21 protein-coding genes are annotated in these 19588 nt (G+C 69.3%); 11 read left to right on the top strand and 10 right to left on the bottom strand.

The features are described from left to right. Positions 1-130: 130 nt before the first annotated feature. Both ACFVM3_RS22190 and ACFVM3_RS22185 read right to left on the bottom strand, forming a co-directional pair. Entirely contained in the window at positions 131-646 is a 516-nt protein-coding gene (locus ACFVM3_RS22190; RefSeq protein ID WP_016331463.1) for a general stress protein, read from the bottom strand. 145 nt (positions 647-791) lie between these two features. Continuing rightward, positions 792-1988: an acyl-CoA dehydrogenase family protein gene (locus ACFVM3_RS22185; protein WP_126736350.1), complete on the bottom strand. Its 1197-nt coding sequence runs from the start codon at positions 1986-1988 to the stop codon at positions 792-794. A 476-nt stretch (positions 1989-2464) separates the two neighbouring features. Between ACFVM3_RS22185 and ACFVM3_RS22180 the strand changes: the two genes are divergently transcribed. Next, positions 2465-2836, top strand: coding sequence for a DUF4190 domain-containing protein (locus ACFVM3_RS22180; RefSeq protein WP_378441328.1), 372 nt, complete (start codon positions 2465-2467; stop codon positions 2834-2836). A gap of 49 nt (positions 2837-2885) precedes the next feature. Further along, complete coding sequence (locus ACFVM3_RS22175; RefSeq protein ID WP_378441326.1) at positions 2886-3536, top strand: DUF4190 domain-containing protein; 651 nt, start codon at positions 2886-2888, stop codon at positions 3534-3536. 220 nt (positions 3537-3756) lie between these two features. Here ACFVM3_RS22175 and ACFVM3_RS22170 read toward each other — a convergent pair whose 3' ends face one another. After that, positions 3757-4596, bottom strand: a complete 840-nt coding sequence (locus tag ACFVM3_RS22170) for a slipin family protein (protein ID WP_378441324.1) — start codon at positions 4594-4596, stop codon at positions 3757-3759. A gap of 88 nt (positions 4597-4684) precedes the next feature. Here ACFVM3_RS22170 and ACFVM3_RS22165 point away from each other — a divergent pair, with 88 nt between their 5' ends. The 4 genes from ACFVM3_RS22165 to ACFVM3_RS22150 all read left to right on the top strand — a co-directional run bounded on the left by ACFVM3_RS22165 (position 4685) and on the right by ACFVM3_RS22150 (position 8753). After that, positions 4685-5596, top strand: a complete 912-nt coding sequence (locus ACFVM3_RS22165) for an aminoglycoside phosphotransferase family protein (RefSeq protein ID WP_378441322.1) — start codon at positions 4685-4687, stop codon at positions 5594-5596. A gap of 44 nt (positions 5597-5640) precedes the next feature. Further along, a complete protein-coding gene (locus tag ACFVM3_RS22160) occupies positions 5641-6948 on the top strand; it encodes a magnesium transporter MgtE N-terminal domain-containing protein (protein WP_378441320.1) in 1308 nt (435 codons plus the stop codon). Continuing rightward, complete coding sequence (locus tag ACFVM3_RS22155; protein ID WP_378441318.1) at positions 6941-7450, top strand: DUF1003 domain-containing protein; 510 nt, start codon at positions 6941-6943, stop codon at positions 7448-7450. Before ACFVM3_RS22160 ends, ACFVM3_RS22155 begins: the two co-directional genes overlap by 8 nt. A gap of 157 nt (positions 7451-7607) precedes the next feature. Beyond that, positions 7608-8753 (top strand): Mrp/NBP35 family ATP-binding protein, encoded by a 1146-nt coding sequence (locus tag ACFVM3_RS22150; protein WP_378441316.1) that lies wholly within the window; start codon positions 7608-7610, stop codon positions 8751-8753. A 238-nt stretch (positions 8754-8991) separates the two neighbouring features. On the opposite strand, the gene tatB is transcribed toward ACFVM3_RS22150, so the two are convergent. Continuing rightward, positions 8992-9420, bottom strand: a complete 429-nt coding sequence (gene tatB / locus ACFVM3_RS22145; protein ID WP_378441314.1) for a Sec-independent protein translocase protein TatB — start codon at positions 9418-9420, stop codon at positions 8992-8994. Positions 9421-9475: 55 nt separating this feature from the next. Further along, on the bottom strand, positions 9476-11017 hold the full coding sequence (locus ACFVM3_RS22140) for a S1C family serine protease (protein ID WP_378441390.1): 1542 nt from the start codon (positions 11015-11017) through the stop codon (positions 9476-9478). A 160-nt stretch (positions 11018-11177) separates the two neighbouring features. Between ACFVM3_RS22140 and ACFVM3_RS22135 the strand changes: the two genes are divergently transcribed. Then, the gene (locus tag ACFVM3_RS22135; protein ID WP_378441312.1) at positions 11178-11783 is read left to right on the top strand and encodes a hypothetical protein; all 606 of its coding nucleotides are present in this window, start codon (positions 11178-11180) and stop codon (positions 11781-11783) included. A 9-nt stretch (positions 11784-11792) separates the two neighbouring features. Here the strand turns inward: ACFVM3_RS22135 and ACFVM3_RS22130 are convergent, their stop codons facing one another. Both ACFVM3_RS22130 and sigE read right to left on the bottom strand, forming a co-directional pair. Next, on the bottom strand, positions 11793-12470 hold the full coding sequence (locus ACFVM3_RS22130) for an anti-sigma factor family protein (protein WP_378441310.1): 678 nt from the start codon (positions 12468-12470) through the stop codon (positions 11793-11795). Continuing rightward, a complete protein-coding gene (gene sigE, locus ACFVM3_RS22125) occupies positions 12467-13066 on the bottom strand; it encodes an RNA polymerase sigma factor SigE (protein ID WP_016331450.1) in 600 nt (199 codons plus the stop codon). The genes ACFVM3_RS22130 and sigE overlap by 4 nt, the downstream gene beginning before the upstream one ends. Positions 13067-13265: 199 nt before the next feature. Between sigE and ACFVM3_RS22120 the strand changes: the two genes are divergently transcribed. After that, positions 13266-13916 carry an O-methyltransferase gene (locus tag ACFVM3_RS22120; protein ID WP_378441308.1) on the top strand — a complete coding sequence of 217 codons (651 nt, stop codon included), beginning with the start codon at positions 13266-13268 and terminating at the stop codon, positions 13914-13916. Positions 13917-13929: 13 nt separating this feature from the next. Here ACFVM3_RS22120 and ACFVM3_RS22115 read toward each other — a convergent pair whose 3' ends face one another. Then, a complete protein-coding gene (locus ACFVM3_RS22115; protein ID WP_378441388.1) occupies positions 13930-15174 on the bottom strand; it encodes an MFS transporter in 1245 nt (414 codons plus the stop codon). Between the two features lie 105 nt (positions 15175-15279). On the opposite strand from ACFVM3_RS22115, the gene ACFVM3_RS22110 reads away from it, so the two are divergent. Both ACFVM3_RS22110 and ACFVM3_RS22105 read left to right on the top strand, forming a co-directional pair. After that, entirely contained in the window at positions 15280-16164 is an 885-nt protein-coding gene (locus ACFVM3_RS22110; RefSeq protein WP_378441306.1) for a LysR family transcriptional regulator, read from the top strand. A gap of 69 nt (positions 16165-16233) precedes the next feature. After that, positions 16234-16845 (top strand): phosphatase PAP2 family protein, encoded by a 612-nt coding sequence (locus ACFVM3_RS22105; protein WP_378441304.1) that lies wholly within the window; start codon positions 16234-16236, stop codon positions 16843-16845. A gap of 7 nt (positions 16846-16852) precedes the next feature. On the opposite strand, the gene ACFVM3_RS22100 is transcribed toward ACFVM3_RS22105, so the two are convergent. Further along, positions 16853-18307: a leucyl aminopeptidase family protein gene (locus tag ACFVM3_RS22100; RefSeq protein WP_378441302.1), complete on the bottom strand. Its 1455-nt coding sequence runs from the start codon at positions 18305-18307 to the stop codon at positions 16853-16855. A 90-nt stretch (positions 18308-18397) separates the two neighbouring features. Further along, entirely contained in the window at positions 18398-18565 is a 168-nt protein-coding gene (locus tag ACFVM3_RS22095; protein WP_005155393.1) for a DUF3117 domain-containing protein, read from the bottom strand. 195 nt (positions 18566-18760) lie between these two features. Here ACFVM3_RS22095 and ACFVM3_RS22090 point away from each other — a divergent pair, with 195 nt between their 5' ends. After that, entirely contained in the window at positions 18761-19555 is a 795-nt protein-coding gene (locus tag ACFVM3_RS22090; protein ID WP_378441300.1) for an enoyl-CoA hydratase/isomerase family protein, read from the top strand. The last annotated feature ends 33 nt before the right edge of the window (positions 19556-19588 follow it).

Raw genomic sequence — 19588 nt, 5'->3', positions numbered from 1 at the left:
CCGCCCGACTGGTGTTGTGCAACCTATTCCGGGCGATCACCGCCCGCAAGCAGTATCGGTAACGATTCAGCGGACCGCACGACGAACAGGTGAACGAGTACCGCCGAATGTCAGTGGCCCGGCCTCCGGGTCATCCGGTGGGACGGCCGCCCAACGCCAGCTGGGCGAGGAGCTCACGCCCCTGTTCGGCCGAACGCGGCTGGCAGAGCACGTCGTAACGGCCGGCCACCAGCTGGCTCGCGGAGGAGAAGTCGCGGCGGGACATGCTGTAGCTGATCGCCGCGAAGACCGTCCACGCCAGAATGCCGAGCACGAGCCCGCCGATCATGGGCTGCCAGGCGAAACCCTGGTTGTTGAACATGCCGAGCAGCAACCCGATGATCAGGCCGAACCAGGCGCCGGACACCGCGCCCGTGCCGAGGACCCGGCCCCAGCTCAGCCGCCCGACGACACGCTCGACGAGCATCAGGTCGACGCCGACGATGGTCACGTCGGAGACCCCGAACTCCTTCTCCGCGAGGAAACCGACGGCTTGCTGGGCTTCGCCGTACGTCGCGTAGGAACCGATCGGCCAGCCGGTAGGCGGTGTCGGCAGCCTGGGCAGCCCGCCCGCGGCCCGGCCGCTTCCGCCAAAGGGAGCACTCACGTAATCACCTCTCGCCCGTCCTGGTCCATCTTCTCAAGGACGGGCGAAAGGCGCGAACGTGAGCTGAAGGACGCCTTCACCGCATAGGACACGACGAAGGGAGCTTTCACCGCATTAGACGCGGTGAAAGCGTCCTTCAGCTCCTTCAGGAGCGGGACTTGTACTCGCGGAGCAGGCCGCGGCTGATGATGGTCTTCTGGATCTCGCTGGTGCCTTCGCCGATGAGCAGGAACGGTGCCTCGCGCATGAGGCGCTCGATCTCGTATTCCTTGGAGTAGCCGTAGCCGCCGTGGATGCGGAAGGAGTCCTGGGTGACCTCGGCGCAGTACTCGCTGGCGATGAGCTTGGCCATGCCCGCTTCGACGTCGTTGCGTTCGCCGGAGTCCTTGAGGCGGGCGGCGTTGACCATCATCAGGTGCGCGGCCTCGACCTTGGTGGCCATCTCGGCGAGTTTGAACGCGACCGCCTGGTGCTCGGCGATGGCCTTGCCGAAGGTCTTGCGCTGCTGGGCGTACTCGACGGCGAGCTCGAACGCGCGGATCGCGATCCCGCAGGCGCGGGCGGCGACGTTGACGCGGCCGACCTCGACACCGTCCATCATGTACGCGAAGCCCTTGCCCGGCGCTTCGCCGAGGACCTTGTCGGCACCGATCTTGAAGCCGTCGAACACGGCTTCGGTGGTGTCGACGCCCTTATAGCCCATTTTGTCGATCTTGCCGGGGATGGTGAGGCCGGGAGCGACCTCGCCGAAGCCCTCGGGCTTCTCGACCAGGAACGTGGTCAGGTTCTGGTGGGCCTTCTCGGCGCCTTCGTCGGTCTTGACGAGCAGCGCGATCAGGTTGGAGCTGCCGCCGTTGGTCAGCCACATCTTCGAACCGTCGATGACGTAACCGTCGTCGGTCCGGCGCGCGCGGGTCTTGATCGCGGCGACGTCGGAACCGAGGTCGGGCTCGGACATCGAGAACGAGCCGCGGACCTCACCGGTCGCCATACGCGGCAGGAAGTGCTGCTTCTGCTCCGGCGTCCCGTGCTGTTTGATCATGTGCGCGACGATGAAGTGCGTGTTGATGACACCCGAGACGCTCATCCAGCCGCGCGCGATCTCCTCGACCACGAGCGCGTAGGTCAGCAGCGATTCGCCGAGGCCGCCGTACTCCTCCGGGATGGTGAGCCCGAACAGGCCCATCTCCTTCATCCCCTCGACGATGTCGGCGGGATAGGTGTCGGAATGCTCCAGCTCCTGCGCGCGCGGGATGACCTCCTTGTCCACGAACTGGCGGACCGTGGCCAGGATCTCGGACTGCACGTCGGTCAAACCGGCGGTCTGGGCGAGGCGAGCCATCGCTGCTCCCTAAATTCGCGCGCGCCGGGCTCCCGGCGCTGGGTTACCGGTGAGTATGACGCCTGACGGGGGACCCCGCTATGAGCGCAGTCACGCGTACGCCATCCGTGACCATGGCACTGCAGTGACAAGCCGATCACAGTCCGAGGGGGACGAAACGTGGCTCAGCAGCCTTTCGGTGGATTCCCACCACAACAGCAGTACGCTTTCCCGAACCAGCCTCCGGCGCGGAGCAAGGACTCCGGTCTCGCGATGGCCGCCCTGATCTTTTCACTCTTCGGGCTGATCGGGCTGCGTCGCCTTCGCGAAGGCCCGGCGCGGCGAGGTGGGCGGCAAGGGCATGGCACTCGCCGCGTTCGTCGTCGGCTACCTGATGATCGTCCTGTACGCCATCGCGATCCCCGTCGCGCTGAACATCGCCGCGAAACACGGGGCTTTCCGGTAGCGATACGGTCCTCGTCGACGAGGGGACCGGCATGACGAATCCGCACGACCCGTACGGCCACCAGCCGTCCGGGCAGTTCCAGCGGCCCTACGGTCTCCAGCCGTACCAGCCACCTCAGCAGTACTACGTCCAGCAGGCCTACGTGCGGCCGCCGGACCAGGGCATGGCGGTGGCGTCGCTGGTGTGCTCGCTGGTTGGGCTGCTCCTGTGTTTCCCGGCGATCCTGGGGATCGTCTTCGGGCACATCGCGCTGTCGAAGGCCAAACGTGGCGAAGCGGGCGGCCAGGGCATGGCGCAGGCGGGCATGATCGTCGGGTACGTCGTCACCGCGGTCTGGCTGATCCCGGTCATCCTGTGGTTCGTTCTCGTCGTGCTCGCGATCGGAGCCGCGGGCGTCTCGTGACCCGTCCCCGGATACGGTGGTGTCCCGCACGAACCAGGGGGCCAACCGGATGAGCAGCTCCGACTCGCAGGACACACCGTCGACGTCGTCCTACACCGACTCGAACACCTTCTCGGACCCGACTTCGGCGCCGGAAACCGTGTCGGGCCCGGCGGAACCGCAGCAGTTCCAGCCGCCGGCGCCCTTCACCCCGCCTCCGCCGTTCGAGCCTCCCACCCCGTTCGAGGCACCTTCGACCTCGGCTCCGGACCCTGTTCCCGCTCCCGATCCGGCTTCCGTCCCGGTTCCGGTCGAGACGTACGGGCAGGCCATCGACCCGCTGACCGCCGAGCCCGTGCCGCCGCCCTACGCGACTCCGGAGCCGCCGGCCTCGCCGGTGTACGCACCCGCGCCGTTGCCCGCCGCGTACCCGCCGCCGCAGCCGTACAACCCGTACGCGGCGGTCGCTCCCCCGCGACCGCAGGACAACGGGATGGCGATCGCCGGGCTGGTGTGCTCGCTCATCGGGATCTGCTCGTGTGTGACGGTGATCGTCGGGCTGATCCTGGGGCATATCGGGCTGGCGAAGGCGAACCGCGGTGAGGCGGGCGGGCGCGGCATGGCGCTCGCGGCGGTGATCATCGCCTACGTCGTGATCGCGCTGTACGTCGGTTTCGGCGGCACGATGATCATCCTGGGCGTGAACGGTCAGCTCGACTAGCGGTCGGCCGTCGTCACCGCCGCTGCACGAAAGCCGAGCCCCGTCCGGTGCCGAAATGAGGCAGCGCCTCACGTAGCTGCCGGTGGTCGGGACGTCCAACGACCCTTCGCGACCTTGCGGTCGAACCGATCGTCCGAGGTACCGAGCCCGGAGATGCTAGCGTCGGTGACGAACGCCCCAGTGTCGCCTCTGAGGCAAGCGCCTGGGGCTTCTTCACGTCTCAAGGACGCTGTTCCACATCACCCGGTTCCCTGGGCGCCGGCGCCACCCGGCCGTTGGCCGCCGCGTCCTCCGGGGGCGTTTCCCGCTTCGGCGTGTTCGCGTCGAGGAAACGCAGCAGCTCCACCGGGAACGGCAGGACCAGCGTCGAGTTCTTCTCCGCCGAGACCTGCACGACGGTCTCCAGCAGCCGCAACTGCAACGCCGCCGGGGTGTCGGCCATGGTCGCGGCCGCCTGCGAAAGCTTGTGCGACGCCTGCAGCTCCCCGTCGGCCGAGATGACCCGGGCCCGCCGTTCGCGTTCGGCTTCGGCCTGGCGCGACATCGAGCGTTTCATCGACTCCGGCAGCGCGACGTCCTTGATCTCGACCCGGTCGATGTGGATGCCCCAGTCCAACGCCGGACTGTCGATCATCAGCTCCAGGCCCTCGTTCAGGCGTTCGCGGTTCGACAGCAGGTCGTCCAGGTCGCTCTTGCCGATGATGGACCGCAGCGAGGTCTGCGCGACCTGGCCGACGGCCGAGCGGTAGTCCTGCACGTTGACCGCGGCCAGCACCGGGTCGATCACCTTGAAGTAGACGACCGCGTCCACCCGCACGGTGACGTTGTCGCGGGTGATGCCGTCCTGCGCGGGGATCGGCATCGTGACGATCTGCATGTTGACCTTCTGCAGCCTGTCCGCGATCGGCACCAGCAGCGCGAGCCCCGGCTGCCGGATGGCCGGGCGCACCCGCCCGAACCGGAACACGAGGCCGCGTTCGTACTGTTTCACCACGCGAAGGCTGGTCGCGAGCCAAGCACCGCCCGCGACGGCGACCGCACTGAGAATCTCCACCACCATGGCTGCTCCCGGGGTTGTTCTCGCTGTTCACGGTACGCCCGGCGGGTCACGAGGGAAACACGGTGGACAGGGCTGCCAAGGTGGATCCGTGACCGGTTTCAAGATCCCGCCCAAGTTCCTCGACCGTGCCGCCGATCTCGGCCCCGGAGCCGCCGAGTGGCTCGATTCCCTCCCGTTCCTCGCCGGGAAGTACACCGCCAAGTGGCAGCTCGAATACGACGGCGAGGCCATGCACGGCTTCGTCGGCGTCGCGCAGCCCGTTCGCCGTGCGGACGGCTCCCCCGCGATCCTCAAACTCGGCTGGCCGCACGAGGAATCCGACGACGAACCACTCGCACTGTCCACTTGGGCCGGTCAGGGCGCGGTTTTGATGTACGACAACGTGCCCGAGGACGGCGTGCTGCTCCTGGAGCGGCTCGACGCCGGCCGGTCACTCGAAACGGAGCCGATCCGCGAGGCCGTCGAGACCGTCGGCGCCCTGGCGCGACGGCTGGCCGTCCCCGCGCCCGAAACGCTGCGGCGATCCCTTCGCGAGGAAGCCGCGGAGCTGGTCACCGAACTCCCGGAGACCTGGAGCGAGCTGGGTGAACCGTTCGATCGCAAGTACCTCGACGCCGCCGTGGAAATCTGCGTGAACCTCGGACCGGAGGCCGGTGAGCTGATGGTGAACGAGGACCTCCAGTTCGAGAACGTCCTCGCCGGGGAACGCGAACCGTGGCTGGTGATCGACCCGAAGCCGCTTTCGGGTGACCTCGAGTTCGGCGCGATCTCGATCCTCTGGAACCGGGCGAACGAGTCCACAATGGACGAAAAGCTCGCGTGGTTCGCCGCGGCCGCCGGGGTCGACGCCGAACGCGCGCGGGCGTGGACGCTGGTCCGCGCGGTGCAGAACTGGATCTGGCTGTACGAAGACCTCGCCGAGGGCGCCTCGCCCGAGACCCTCGCCGAAGACCCGGCCTACGCCGCCGTTCCCGGAATCGCCGCCTGGGCATTGCGGTGATCACACGAATCGTCTCGGGCCCCGGGAGCGGATAACCTTCGGGCATGGCAGCCGTGAACAGGGTATTCGCAGCTCAGCTGGCCGGTTTGCCGGTTTTCGGCCCCGATGGTGAATCGATCGGCAAGGTGCGGGACCTGGTGGCGGGCCTCCGCCTGGACCAGCAGCCCCCGCGGATCCTGGGCATCGTGGTCGAGCTGACGACGAGGCGCCGCGTGTTCGTGCCGATGTTGCGCGTGACCTCGATCGAGCCCAGCGCGGTCACGCTCGCCACCGGATCGGTGAACATGCGGCGATTCCATCAACGGCCCAACGAGGTGCTGGTGGTCGGGCAGCTGTTCGACGCGCACGCCACCCTCGCCGGCTCGGATACGCGGGTCACCGTCGTCGACGCCGGCATGGAGCCGACGCGCACGCGCGACTGGGTGCTCGCGAAACTCGCGATCCGGGAACGGTCGAGCAGGCTCGGCCTCGGCAGACGGCGTTCGGCGATGCAGGTGCTGCCGTGGGCGGAGGTGTCCGGGCTCGGGCTCACCGACCTGACCGGCCAGACGCAGGGCGCGGCGCAGCTGCTGATGCTGTTCGACACCATGCGCGCGGCGGACATCGCCGCCACGGTCCGTGATCTGCCGCTGAAACGGCGGCACGAGGTCGCCGACGCGATGGACGACGAGCACCTCGCCGACCTCATCGAGGAGCTTCCCGAGGACGACCAAAAGGAACTGATGTCCTATCTCGCCGAGGAACGCGCCGCCGACATCCTCGAAGCGATGAACCCCGACGACGCCGCCGACCTGCTGGCCGAGCTGGCGCCCGCCGACCAGAACCGGTTCCTGGAACTCATGGAACCCGAGGAATCGGCGCCGGTGAAACGGCTGCTGGAGTACTCGTCCGACACCGCGGGCGGGCTGATGACCCCCGAACCGGTGGTGCTGACGCCGGACGCCACGATCGCGGAGGCGCTCGCGCATATCCGCAACGCCGACCTCCCGGTGGCGCTGGCGAGCATGGTCTTCGTCAGCCGTCCGCCGACGGAGACGCCGACGGGCCGCTTCGTCGGCGTCGTCCACTTCCAGCGCCTGCTGCGTGAACCACCCGCGGAGATGGTGGCGAGCGCCATCGACTCCCAGCTGCCCGCGCTGCGGCCGAACGCCACCTTGTCCGAGGTCACGCGCTACTTCGCCGCCTACAACCTCACCTGCGGGCCGGTGGTGGACGCCGAAGACCATCTGCTCGGCGCGGTCACCGTCGACGACGTGCTCGACCACCTGCTCCCGGAGGACTGGCGCGAGACCGGGCTGCACGACATCACCGGCGAGACCATCGAAGAGCGCGAGGAGGCCGAACGTGCCTGAACTGACGTCCGGGCGACGGCTCGACCAGCCCCGTGGCCAAGGCCGGTTCAGGCTGAACCTGGATCCCGACACCTTCGGCAGGCTCACCGAACGGGTCGCGCGGTTCCTCGGCACCGGTAAGTACCTCTTCTGGCAGACCCTGACCGTCATCGTCTGGATCGTGCTGAACCTGGTCGCGGTCTCCCTGCGCTGGGATCCGTATCCGTTCATCCTGCTGAACCTGGCGTTCTCGACCCAGGCCGCGTACGCCGCGCCGCTGATCCTGCTGGCGCAGAACCGCCAGGACGACCGCGACCGCGTCTCGCTGGAGGAAGACCGGAACCGCGCCGAGCAGACCAAGGCGGACACCGAATACCTCGCGCGGGAGCTGGCGTCGCTGCGGATCGCGCTCGGCGAGGTCGCCACGCGGGACTTCCTGCGTGGCGAGCTCGACCGGCTCCGTGAGGATCTTGATGCCAAGCCGCGCAAGGCCAAAACCGACCGCACGGCCACCGGTACTTGATCTTCGCGGATGAGGCGCCGCCCGCGATCCCATCGCCAGGGCGCACGCTGGCCGAACAGGTCGCTTCTTGCTCCCCATGGCGCCCTGCCGCTGTGATCCCGGGCCTTCGGCCAGGCGGGTTCGTCCAGCTCCGCCTACCGGTACGTAACATGGTGGGGTGACCAGTACGCAGCAACTCCCCAGCGTCGACGATGTCCGCACCGCGCTGAAGGCCGTGTACGACCCGGAGATCAAGAAACCGATCACCGAACTCGGCATGGTCAAGGACGTGGAGGTCGGCTCGGACGGTGTGGTCACCGTCGGGATCTACCTGACGGTCGCCGGCTGCCCGCTGAAGGCGACCCTGACCAACGACACCACCGAAGCCGTCAAGAAGCTCCCCGGCGTCAGCGACGTCCGGGTCGAGCTCGACGTGATGAGTGACGAACAACGCACGGAGCTGCGAAAATCGCTGCGCGGTGACGCCGCGGAGCCGGTGATCCCGTTCGCGCAGCCGGGTTCGCTGACGCGGGTCTACTGCGTCGCGTCCGGCAAGGGCGGCGTCGGCAAGTCCTCGGTGACGGTGAACCTCGCGGCCGCGATGGCCGAACGCGGGCTTTCCGTCGGCGTGGTGGACGCGGACATCTACGGGCACTCCGTGCCGCGGATGCTCGGCGCGCGGGAGAAGCCGACCAAGGTCGACACCATGATCATGCCGCCGCAGGCGCACGGCGTGAAGGTCATCTCGATCGGCATGTTCACCCCTGGCAACCAGCCCGTCGTGTGGCGCGGGCCGATGCTGCACCGCGCGCTGCAGCAGTTCCTCGCCGACGTGTTCTGGGGCGACCTCGACATCCTGCTGCTGGACCTGCCGCCCGGCACCGGCGATATCGCGATCTCGGTGGCGCAGCTGATCCCGAACGCGGAGATCCTGGTCGTCACCACCCCGCAGCAGGCGGCCGCCGAGGTGGCCGAGCGCGCGGGCGCGATCGCGTTGCAGACGCGGCAGCGGGTGGCCGGGGTCATCGAGAACATGTCGTGGTTGGAGACGCCCGGCGGCGAGCGGATGGAGATCTTCGGCTCCGGTGGCGGGCAGTCCGTCGCGGACTCGCTGTCGAAGTCGGTCGGGTCGACCGTGCCGCTGCTCGGTCAGGTCCCGATGGACCCGCGGGTGGTCTCCAACGGCGACGCCGGGACGCCGATCGTGCTGGCCGAGCCGGACGCGCCGGCGTCGCTCGTGCTCAAGGAGGCGGCGAAGAAGCTGACCGTCCGGGCGCGCGGGTTGGCCGGGATGATGCTGAACGTCACTCCCGCGGGCCGCTGACCTGCTGTTTCTCTCCTTTGGGGAGCAAGGGACCTTTGGTGTCGCTTTCGCGGGCGGCGGGGGTCCCGGCCTGGTCCCGATGTCAGGAAGGGTCGTTCAGGACATTTTTCGTCCTGAACGACCCTTCCTGACATTTGGCGAGGTTCACGCGACTCCACGGACGACGCTATGAACGGTCCTTTCCTTGCGAATTTTGCAAGGAAAGGACCGTTCATAGCGCTTGAGTGAGCGCGAGACCTCAGGTGGCGTCCGGGTCGACCGGCGGGCGCTCCCCCGGCTTCAGCGGCTCGGGCTGCGAAGCCGTCGCCGGGTACCCGTTGGGCTTCGAGGCCCCGTTGGCACCGTTCGCCCCGTTGGCACCATTGGTGCCGTTGATGTTGTTGAGCCTCAGCGGATCCGAGTCACCATCGAACAGGTGCTGGGTGACGACCCGCTTCGGGTCGAAGTTCCGCAGGCCCCTCAGGTCCTCCAGCGGCTTGCGCAGCTGATCGAACTCCGGGCCCATCTCCTCGCGCAGTTGCGTCTTGGCCCCGGTCGCGAAGTCGCGGACCTTGCGGACGCTCTTCGCCACCCAGGACGCCGCTTCGGGCAGCCGTTCCGGACCGAGGATGAAAAGACCCGCGACGACGATGATGAGGATCTCTCCCCAGCCGACACTCTCGAACACCCGTGTGAACCTCCGCCTCGGCGTCTTCCCCGTTCAGGGTACCCGGCCGAACCCGCTAGTCCGAGGCCAGTTTCACGTCGACGACAAGTGAAGACCCATCCCGGACAAGACGGACAGGGACCACTTCGCCGACTTCGCGGGCGCGGACCGCGACGAGCAGTTCCGCCGAGTCGCGCACGAGCCGTCCGCCGACCTCCGTGATGACGTCGCCTTCCTTGATCCCGGCGGAGGCCGCGGGGCCCCCAGGGGCGACGTTGCGAACCTGTGCGCCCATGGTGCTGGAGCCCGCGACGGTCGACGAAGCGTTGATGCCGATGTCGGGATGGACGACCTTGCCGTCCTTGATCAGTGTTTTCGCGATTTTCACCGCGTAGTCACTGGGGATGGCGAACCCGATGCCGATGCTGCCGCCTTCGGCGCTGGACGAGCGGATCGCGGAGTTGATCCCGACCAGCGCACCGGTCGCGTCGACGAGCGCGCCGCCCGAGTTGCCGTGGTTGATCGCGGCGTCGGTCTGGATGGCCTCGTAGATCACCGGCGCGCTGCCGCCGTCACCACCGGCGGTCACCGGGCGGTTGAGCGCGCTCACGATGCCCGCGGTGACCGAGTTCTGCAGCGCCAGCGGCGAGCCGACGGCGATCACCGAGTCGCCGACGGCGAGGTCGGAGGACTTCCCGACCTGTAGCGCGGTCAGGTTCTTGACGTCGACCTTGACCACCGCGAGGTCGGTTTTGGGGTCGGCGCCGACGACCTTCGCCTCGACGCGCCTGCCGTCGAAGAACACGGCTGTGACCTTGGTGGCCGCGTCGGCCGTCGCGGCGGAGATCACGTGTTCGTTCGTGAGCACGTAACCCTGGGTGTCGATGACGACACCGGAGCCCTGCTGGCCCGCGTCGGCGCCGGGTTTGAACACCTCGAGCGAGACCACGGCGGGCGCCACCCGGTGGGCGATGTCCGCGATCGACCCTGCCGGACGCTCCTTGGCCGCGTCGGCTTCGGAGATACTGGCCTGCCCGGTCAGTTCGGTGCCGGTGTCGGCGAACCACCAGCCGATCAGCCCACCCGCGGCGCCGATGACCAGCGCGACGGCGGCGAGCATCGCCAGCGCCTTCGTCTGCACACGCCGCCCGAAAAGGACCTCCGGAAGGCTCAGCAGCGCACCCTGCGGGCGCTTCGCGTCCTTCTCCTCTTCCGAGTCCTGATGCACGGCGGGCCCGGCGAGCACCGCGCCGGACGACGGGTCGCGCCAGGGATCCGAGGTCGTGGTCCAGAGCGGGCCTTCGCTGCCGTTCGCGGACGGTTCGGAGCCGTTGGTCCCGTGCGGCCGCTCCAGCACGACACCTTCGGCGCCCGGCGGGCGGCGAAAGGCCTCGGCGAGCGATTCCGGCGTCGGGGGCGCGAGGTTCAGACCCGGCGCGGACTGCCCGTTGGTGCCCGGCTGGTACAGCTTGTCGAAGGCACCGTCGACACCGCGCGGCCTGCCGAACGTGGCCGCCTGCGCCGGATCGACGGCGGGCCGGGCCAGCGGGCGCGGCGCCAGCCGATCCCCCGCCGGGTCACCAGGCTGCTGCGGATTCGCGTTCGGCTGCTCGGTCATCATTCCCCGGGACTGAGATCAGGTTGGCCGGACGCGAGAGTACGCCAGGCCTTACCCGGGATTCTGCCGTGACCACGGTGAAGTGCGCGTTGATTCCCCGAACCGGCGAGAAATGTGACACACCAGGCAACGGTGTTTCACGTCTGGCAGTCTCACGGTCATGCCGGAGAACCCCGGGGCTCCTTTTCCGCCCCAGCACACCCCTCACCAGCCACGCAAGAAGAAGGGCTTCTCCTTCAAGGTCCAGATGATCCTGCTTGCCGCCTCGCTCGTCGTGGCCATCGGCGGCTTCGCCGTGATCATCACGCTGAACAATATCGCGGGCCCGGAGAAGCAGGCCAAAACGCTGAGCGAGGGCGACTGCGTCGTGCTGACCGGATCCGGCGAGGAGGCCGACGCGGTCCCGACTGGGTGCGATTCACCGCAAGCGCCGTACACGGTGGGCCTCATCGGGGTCGACAAGGGTGAGTGGAGCTGCGACAACCGTTTCTACAAGTACGCCGTCCCGACGCCGCTACGTGGGGAGGGCGTCGGACTGTGCCTGGCGATCAACGCCCAGGTCGGGTTGTGTTTCGACGACGTCGCGACCAAGACACCGCCGCCGCTGAAGGACTGCGGCTCGGCGCGGCTGAAGATCAGCGAGGTCTTCCCGCGGACGAGCGTGGAGGAAAGCCTCTGCGCCGACGACTCCGTGGAGGTCATCTCCTACGTCGGCAACGAGACTTCGAAGTTCAAGAGCGCGACGATCTGCTTCGTCACGCCCTGACGAAGCAGATCAGCGGGCGGACACCGGCATGGGCACGCTGGACGTGCTCGGGCTCGGCGTGGTGCTGCGCGGCGGTTCCAGCTGGGCGCCGCCACCCAGCTGCGCGGGCAACAGCCCGGCGTTGACGCCTTGCGGCGGGGTGAAACCGGTGGTCGGCTGGTCTTCGGTGCCGTCACCCGAGGTCGCGACGAGGGCGAGGGCACTCAGGACCAGGCCCGAAACGACGACGCCGGCGCCCTGCGCGTACTTCCGGCGGGCGAGGCCGAACCGCCCGCCGCCGAGGACGTTCGGCGACTGGCCCAGTGGCGCCGTTGATCCCAACGGCGCTGTACCACCCAAAACCCCGGTGTCGCGAAGTCCGGCGACCCGGTCGGGCCGCTGGATGGCCACCAGCTGACCGTCGGCGGTCATCGCCAGGTTGTCCGGTGTGCCGGGAAGTTCGGTGTTCTGCGGGATGGAGCACAGGCTGGCCAGGAAACCCGCCGACATCGACGGGGCTCCCGCCTGCTTCACGGCGGCGACGGCCTGGCGCTGCGCGGTCACCTCGGCCGCGCACGCCTGGCAGCGGGCGATATGGGCCGAAGCCCTGTCCTGGGCGCCGAGGGACAGCTCCCCGTCGACGAAGGCGACGATGGCGTCCGGAAGCAGATGCGACTCGGGGAGTCCCCAACCTCGCGGTGCGGTCATACCCCCACCTTCGCAGACTCCTGCGCCGCGGCGCGACGGCGCTCCAAAGAAGCGCGAAGCGCCTGGCGGCCGCGGTGGATCCGGCTGCGCACGGTGCCGAGCTTGACACCGAGGGTGGCGCCGATCTCCTCGTACGAGAGACCTTCGACGTCGCACAGCACGACCGCGGCACGGAACTCGGGCGGCAACTCGTCGAGCGCGGCCTGCAGGTCCGGGTCGAGATGCGTGTCCGAGTAGACCTGCTCGGGGCTCGGGTCGTCGCCGACGATGCGGTCGGTGTCCTCGGGGAGGCCTTCCATCCGCACGCGCGAGCGGCGGCGGGCCATGTCGAGGAAGAGGTTCGTGGTGATGCGGTGCAGCCAGCCTTCGAACGTGCCGGGCTTGTAGGACGCGAGCGAGCGGAAGACCCGGATGAAGGTCTCCTGCGTCAGGTCTTCGGCGTCGTGGGCGTTACCGGTCAGGCGGTACGCCAGCCGGTACACGCGGTCGGCGTGTTCACGCACGACCTCGTCCCACGAGGGCGGCGTCCATGCGGCCTCGTCCACCGTCACCGGCGTGACCTGGTCCGCGTGCTGGTCCTGCATCGTTTCCTGCATCGGGGAAGTAGGCACCTCCATCAGCGTCTTCTCCCAACTACTCCACCCAACGCGGGCGATGAGCACGGTGTTCCCGTTGTCGAGGACCAGTCTGTCCGGCCTGCTTATGTTTCTAGTGAGACTGGACTGAGAGGAGGCTGAGAAGTCGGTACCAGGGAGTCTTCGCTCTTTTGACGATAGGCAGCGCTAACCTCCGCGTGTGAATTCCGGGACGCATGCGGGCTCGCCTGCCGAGGCCGCCGACGCCGACCTCGTCGACGGGTACGTCCCCGACGACGAGGTACTGGCCGCCGCGCGGGCGCGGTCGGCCGATCTGGGGTGCGGTCCGCTGAGCGCGGGCGCGGGTGCGACTCTGCGTTTTCTCGCCACGACGCTGCGGGCGAAGGCCGTCGTGGAGGTCGGGACCGGGGCCGGGGTGAGCGGGTTGTGCCTGCTCGGCGGCATGGTCGACGACGGGATCCTCACCTCCATCGACATCGAGCCGGAGTATCACCGGGCGGCGCGGATGGCGTTCCGCGAAGCCGGCTACGCGCCGGGGCGGACCCGGTTGATCATGGGACGCGCGCTCGACGTCCTCCCCCGGCTCACCCCCGGCGGCTACGACCTGGTGTTCGTCGATTCGGCACCGGTCGAGTACCCGAGCTGCTACGAGAAGGCGGTCTCGCTGCTGCGGCCTGGCGGGATACTGGCGTTCCACAACGTCTCGGGGTCGAGGGTGACCGATCCCTCACGACGTGATCCGGACACCCTCGCGCTGAGGGAGGTCGCACGGGCCTTCCGGGAGGACGAGCGGCTGGTCCCGGCACTGTTGCCGGTGGGCGGCGGGCTGCTGGTCGCCGCGATCGCGTAGCAAGGGACCTTTGCTACCGCTTTGGGCTGAAGGACGCCTTACCCGCGTCTGACGTGGCGAAGGGCGCTTTCACCGCGTGTGATGCGGGGAAAGTCCCCTTCAGCACGGCGACCGCGGCGATGGCGAGCCAGGCGGCGGTGAGCACGATCAGCCAGGTCCAGCCCGCGTGCCCGTAGACGGTCGCACCCACGGCGCCGCCGATGCTGCTGCCGAGGTAGTACGAAAGCGTGTAGAGCCCGCCCACCTGGCCGCGGGCGTTCTCGGGCGCCTCCGCGGCGGCCCAGCCGTTGGCGACGGCGTGCGCGGCGAAGAACGCGCCGGTCAGCACCACGAACCCGGCGACGACCATGGGCAGCGAGTCGGACAGGGTCAACGCGGCGCCCGCGATCGTGAGCAGCAGGGCGCCGGCGAGCGACCGGCGGCGGCCGAACCGGCCGACGAGCTTGCCCGCAGTCGCCGACGAGACCGAGCCCATCGCGTACGCGAGGAAGACGAGCGACGCGATCGCGGGCGAGAGGTACAGCGGCTCGCCGGTCAGGCGGAATCCGGCGGCGTTGTACAGCGCGACGAAGGAGCCCATCGCCAGCAGCGCGACCGCGTACTGGACCAGCAGGACCGGCTTGCGCACCGCTGCGCCGAGCCCGGACAGCACCGCTCTGCCTTGCTCACGTAACCGCTCTGACCTGCGACGATCCCCCAAAGTGGTAGCAAAGGTCCCTTGCTCCCCCGGCGGCAGGGCCAGCACCGTGACCACCGTGCAGACCAGCCCGATCCCCGCGACCACGATCAGCGCGCCCTGATATCCGAACGGTCCGGCGGTGAACCCGGCCGCGAGCCGTCCGATCATGCCGCCGATGGTGTTCCCGGCGATCATCGCGCCCACCGCCGCCGCGAGCCCGGCCTTGCCGAGCCGTTCCGCGAGGTAGGCGGCGGCCACTCCGGGGAACCCGGCGATGGCGACCCCTTGCAGCGCCCGGAGCACGAGCAGCGCCGGATAACTGGGCGCCAGCGGCAGCAGGAATCCGAACACGACCGACGCGACGACCGAAGCGATGATCACCGGACGCCGTCCCACGACTTCGGAGAGCGCGGCGATGGGCAGGACGGCGATCGCGAGGGCACCGGTCGCGACACTCACCGCGAGCGAAGCGCCACCGGGATCGAGGTGATACTGCTCGGCCAGCTGCGGCAGCACCGGCTGTGGCGCGTAGAGCAGCGCGAACGAGGAGATCCCGGCCGCGGCGACGGCGATCGTCACGCGGCGGGTGGTTCCGGTGGCAGGCACGATCCCGAAGCTAAGCCCAGCTAAACGATACGTCTAATACGCTCATCTGCCACAATCAATACCGTGCTGAATGAAAGGATGACCGCCCAGCTAGCCCCGCAGCTCGCCCTGCTCACCGCACTCCGCCGCACGACGAACGTCACACGCGCGGCCGAACTGCTCGGCGTCCCACAGCCCACGGTAAGCCGCCGGATCTCGGCGCTCGGCGAGGCCCTCGGCGCCCCGCTCACGGTCCCCGACGGCCGCGGCATCCGGCTCACCCGTGCCGCCGAACTGCTGGCCGACGCCGCCGAACGAGCACTCGCCGCCGTCGACGCCGGAGTTCGCCAGGCCCGCGAAGAGGTCGACCCCGGATCCGGGCACGTCGTCCTCGGCTTCCTGCACCTGCTCGGCAGGTCGCTGGTCCCCACCTTGCTTCGCGGTTATCGCGCGGACCATCCGGGCGTCCGGTTCACCCTGGTCCAGGGGTCACGTCAAGACATGGTCGACAGGCTGACCAGCGGCGAACTCGACCTCGCGCTGCTCGCGCCCGCGCCCGTCGACGACCCGCTGCTCGACACGGCCGTGCTCACCGAGCAGGAGATCTTCCTGTCCGTTCCGACGTCGCACCGCCTCGCGGAGCGGCCCAGCGCCGCCATCGAAGACCTCAAGGACGAGGAATTCGTACTCCTCGAAACCGGCTACGGCCTCCGCACCATCACCGACGAACTCTGCGCCGAGGCCGGCTTCGAGCCGAAGATCGCCTTCGAGGGCCAGGAGTCCGACACCGTCCGCGGGCTGGTCGCGGCCGGGCTCGGTGTCGCGCTGCTGCCCCGTTTCGAACCGGGCAGCCCCGCAGGAGTCGTCGAAGTCCCGCTGGTGCCGCCGGTCGGGCGGACCATCGGGCTGGCCTGGCGCCGCGATGTCGTCCTGCCGCCCGCCGTGCTGCGATTCCGTGAGCGGGTCCGCGCGCAGCGCTGGTGACGATCGTCAGGGTCGATCACTGCCGTTCGTCCACCCCGGCCGGGAAGCATTTTCGCTAACTTCGGGTGAATGTACGACGACATCGTGGAGTTGGCGGGCGAGAGCCCGAGCTGGCTTCAGGCGACGGGGATCCTGTTCACCGAAGCAGGGCTGCTCGTCTTCGCCGGGCTCTTCGCCTGGATGTTGTGGCGGGCGCGCACCTCACCCGTCCGGCTGGCCGTGGCGCTGCTGCCGCCAGCCGCGACCGCAGCCGCGTATCTGATCAGCGAGGGTCTGAAGAGCGTGATCCAGGAGGACCGGCCGTGCCGTCACCTGGTCACCCTCGTCGAGTGCCCGCCGACCGGCGACTGGTCCTTCCCGAGCAACCACTCCACGATCGCCGCGGCGGCCGCCGTCGGCTTGGCACTCGCCTGGCGACGTCTGGCGCCGTGGGTGCTCCCGGGCGCCCTGCTGATGGGCTTCTCACGGGTCTTCGTCGGCGCGCATTACCCGCACGACGTGCTCGCCGGACTCGTCCTCGGCTCCGTCACGGCGTGGCTCGTGCTCCGGTACCTGAAAGCCCCGGCGACGGGGATCGCCCGACGGCTCACGGCTCATGCCGGAGACGCGCCGACCCAGCCCATGCCCAAGGTCGACCTGCGGAGCGGTAGCAAAGGTCCCTTGCTCCCGCCCCGCAGGTAACCGCAGGTCAGGCGTAGGAGGCGACCAGTTCGACCAGCGTCCGCGCCGCGAAACCGGTGGCCCCCGGCACGACGTCGGCGTAGGTCTTGTCGGCCCGCGCGGGGCCGGCGATGTCGAGATGCGCCCACGGCACGTCGCCGACGAACTCCCGCAGGAACAGCGCCGCGACGATGCCGCCGGGGCCACCCGGCGCCTGCCGGACGTCACCGAGCGAGCCCTGCACGGTCTCGGCAAGGTCCTCCAGCAGCGGCATCCGCCACCACGCCTCGCCGACCCGCTCGCCCGCCTTGGCGACCCGCTCCGCGAGTTCGTCTTCGGTGGCGAAGACACCGCCGGTGCGGACGCCGAGCGAGACCTTCATGGCTCCGGTCAGGGTCGCCGCGTCGATCACCGCGTCCGGCTTGTGCTTCTTGATGCCGTAGACGAGCGCGTCGGCCAGGACCATGCGGCCCTCGGCGTCGGTGTTGCCCACCTCGGTGGTCTTACCGCCGTAGTGCCGGACGATGTCGCCGGGCCGGTACGACGAACCGGACACGTGGTTTTCGGCGGCGGGCACCAGCCCGGTCACCTTGACCGGCAGGCGCAGCGCCGCGATCGCGCGGACCGCGGCGATGATCGCCGCGCCGCCCGCCATGTCGGTGCGCATGAGGTGCATGCCGTCGGCCGGTTTGATCGACAGACCGCCGGTGTCGAAGGTGATGCCCTTGCCCACCAGCAGCAGATGCGTCGTCGCCCCGCGAGGCCGGTACTCCAGTTCGATCAGCCGCGGCGGCGCGGCCGACCCGCCACCGACGGCGAGGACGCCGCCGAAGCCCTGCTCCGCCAGCCACTTCTCGTCCCGTGCCGTAACGGTCAGGTTCGGGATGCCACCGGCGACCCTGGCGGCCGTGTCGGCGAGCCAGGCGGGGGTCTTGACGTTCGACGGCGTGTTCGCCAGATCGCGCGCGAACGCGGAGGCCGCGGCGAGTTCGCGGACCCGCTCCAGGTCGACCTCGTGCCGTGTGATCAAGCGCACGGTCCGCAGGCTCGGCTTCGGGTCCTCGGCCGTCACCGTGAACCGGTAACCACCGAGCAGCAGCCCGAACGCGAGTTCCTCGATGTGCTCGGCGCCCGCGTCCTCCGGCAGTTCGACGGCGAAGGCGCGGAACGTCTTCTGCCCCGCCTTGACGTCTTCCTCCAGCGCCGACGTGACGGCGCGGACCAGCGCGGCACCGGCCTTGCGGTACTGCTTCGGCTCGCCGTCGCCGACCCCCGCCAGCCAGCGGACACCGCCGGCCGGCACGGTCTGTACGTCACCGGCCTTGCCGGTGGGCCGCACTCCGCCGATCTCCTCGAGCCCGGCGTCACCGTCCTCTTCGGACGGCGCGGCGATCAGCGTGGCCAGCGGCGTACCGCGCTTCAGGTCGTCCGAGACCTCGAGTTCGAGCAGCTTCCCCGGAACGGGGGGTAGCGGGTTACGCACAGTGAGCGACCTCCGGGCGCAGATGAACCGCGACCCCGGCCTCCGAAGGGAGACCGGGGTGCGGGTGGTTGAACGTTGGTGCGGTCCGGCTCAGCCGGTGACCTCCTGCAAGGCCGCGCCGAGATCCTTCGCTTCTTCCGCGGAGAGTTCGACGACGAGGCGCCCACCACCCTCGAGTGGTACGCGCATCACGAGGCCCCGCCCCTCCTTAGTCACTTCGAGGGGACCATCTCCGGTCCGGGGCTTCATGGCCGCCATAGCGTGCTCCCTCCGTCTCAACCGGCGCGCCCGGGTCGCGCTCGTCAAAGCCAGCCGGGTCTACTGTCCATTGTCCCTCATCAGCGGCCGAGCGCGAACGCGGACCGATCTTTTGCCGCCGTATCGGTGCTGGTATGCGGCTCGCGAGGCTGAAAGACTCCTCTCAGACCGCAGTTTCGCCGACTAGGAGATCCCGTGACCACATCCGACGTTCTGCTGACCGCCGACGCCGATGGCGTGCGCACCTTCACGCTGAACCGGCCGCAGGCGTACAACTCGCTGACCGTCGAACTCAAGGAACGGCTGCTGGCGGGCCTGACCGAGGCCGCGGCCGACGACAGTGTCCGCGCGGTCGTGCTGACCGGTTCGGGCAAGGCGTTCTGCGCGGGGCAGGACCTGAAGGAGCACGTCGGGCTGCTGCAGGCGGGTGACCCCGCGCCGCTACACACGGTCAAGGAGCACTACAACCCGATCGTCAAGACGATCGTCGGGATGCCGAAGCCGGTCATCGCGGCGGTGAACGGCCCCGCGGCCGGCGCGGGCGCGGCCTTCGCCTACGCGAGCGACCTCCGGATCGCCGCGACGTCGGCGAACTTCCTGATGGCGTTCGCGAACGTCGGCCTCGGCCCGGACTCGGGCGCGTCGTGGACGCTGCAGCGGCTGATCGGTCTCGGCCGCGCGGCCGAGCTGATGCTGCTGGCGCGCACGGTGGACTCCACCGAGGCGCTGACGCTGGGGCTGGTCAGTGAGGTCGTTCCCGACGAGGAACTGGCCGCCCGCGCGCAGAAGGTCGCCGCGAAGCTCGCGGCCGGACCGACGGTCGCGTACGCGAAGATCAAGAACGTCCTGTCGGTCGCCGCGGAGTCGTCCCTCGAAACCGCGCTGGCGGCCGAGGACGAGGCCCAGACCGCGCTCGGCGCGACCGCCGACCACACCGAGGCCGTCGAGGCCTTCGTGGGCAAGCGCAAGCCGAACTTCCAGGGCAAGTGACCTCGTGAGTGGCGGTGGGGGGGGTGTAGCGGG

Origin of the sequence: Amycolatopsis sp. NPDC057786 (genome assembly GCF_042797905.1) — a bacterium.
GTDB lineage: Bacteria > Actinomycetota > Actinomycetes > Mycobacteriales > Pseudonocardiaceae > Amycolatopsis.
The sequence above is the reverse complement of the archived record's forward strand: the minus strand, read 5'-3'. Positions and strand labels throughout refer to the sequence as shown.

Coding starts and splice junctions, on each gene's coding strand:
- ACFVM3_RS22185 (WP_126736350.1), bottom strand. CDS start 1,988: ATGGCTCGCCTCGCCCAGACCGCCGGTTTGACCGACGTGCAGTCCGAG.
- ACFVM3_RS22180 (WP_378441328.1), top strand. CDS start 2,465: ATGACGAATCCGCACGACCCGTACGGCCACCAGCCGTCCGGGCAGTTC.
- ACFVM3_RS22175 (WP_378441326.1), top strand. CDS start 2,886: ATGAGCAGCTCCGACTCGCAGGACACACCGTCGACGTCGTCCTACACC.
- ACFVM3_RS22170 (WP_378441324.1), bottom strand. CDS start 4,596: ATGGTGGTGGAGATTCTCAGTGCGGTCGCCGTCGCGGGCGGTGCTTGG.
- ACFVM3_RS22160 (WP_378441320.1), top strand. CDS start 5,641: ATGGCAGCCGTGAACAGGGTATTCGCAGCTCAGCTGGCCGGTTTGCCG.
- ACFVM3_RS22140 (WP_378441390.1), bottom strand. CDS start 11,017: ATGACCGAGCAGCCGAACGCGAATCCGCAGCAGCCTGGTGACCCGGCG.
- ACFVM3_RS22135 (WP_378441312.1), top strand. CDS start 11,178: ATGCCGGAGAACCCCGGGGCTCCTTTTCCGCCCCAGCACACCCCTCAC.
- ACFVM3_RS22130 (WP_378441310.1), bottom strand. CDS start 12,470: ATGACCGCACCGCGAGGTTGGGGACTCCCCGAGTCGCATCTGCTTCCG.
- sigE (WP_016331450.1), bottom strand. CDS start 13,066: ATGCAGGAAACGATGCAGGACCAGCACGCGGACCAGGTCACGCCGGTG.
- ACFVM3_RS22110 (WP_378441306.1), top strand. CDS start 15,280: ATGACCGCCCAGCTAGCCCCGCAGCTCGCCCTGCTCACCGCACTCCGC.
- ACFVM3_RS22105 (WP_378441304.1), top strand. CDS start 16,234: ATGTACGACGACATCGTGGAGTTGGCGGGCGAGAGCCCGAGCTGGCTT.
- ACFVM3_RS22095 (WP_005155393.1), bottom strand. CDS start 18,565: ATGGCGGCCATGAAGCCCCGGACCGGAGATGGTCCCCTCGAAGTGACT.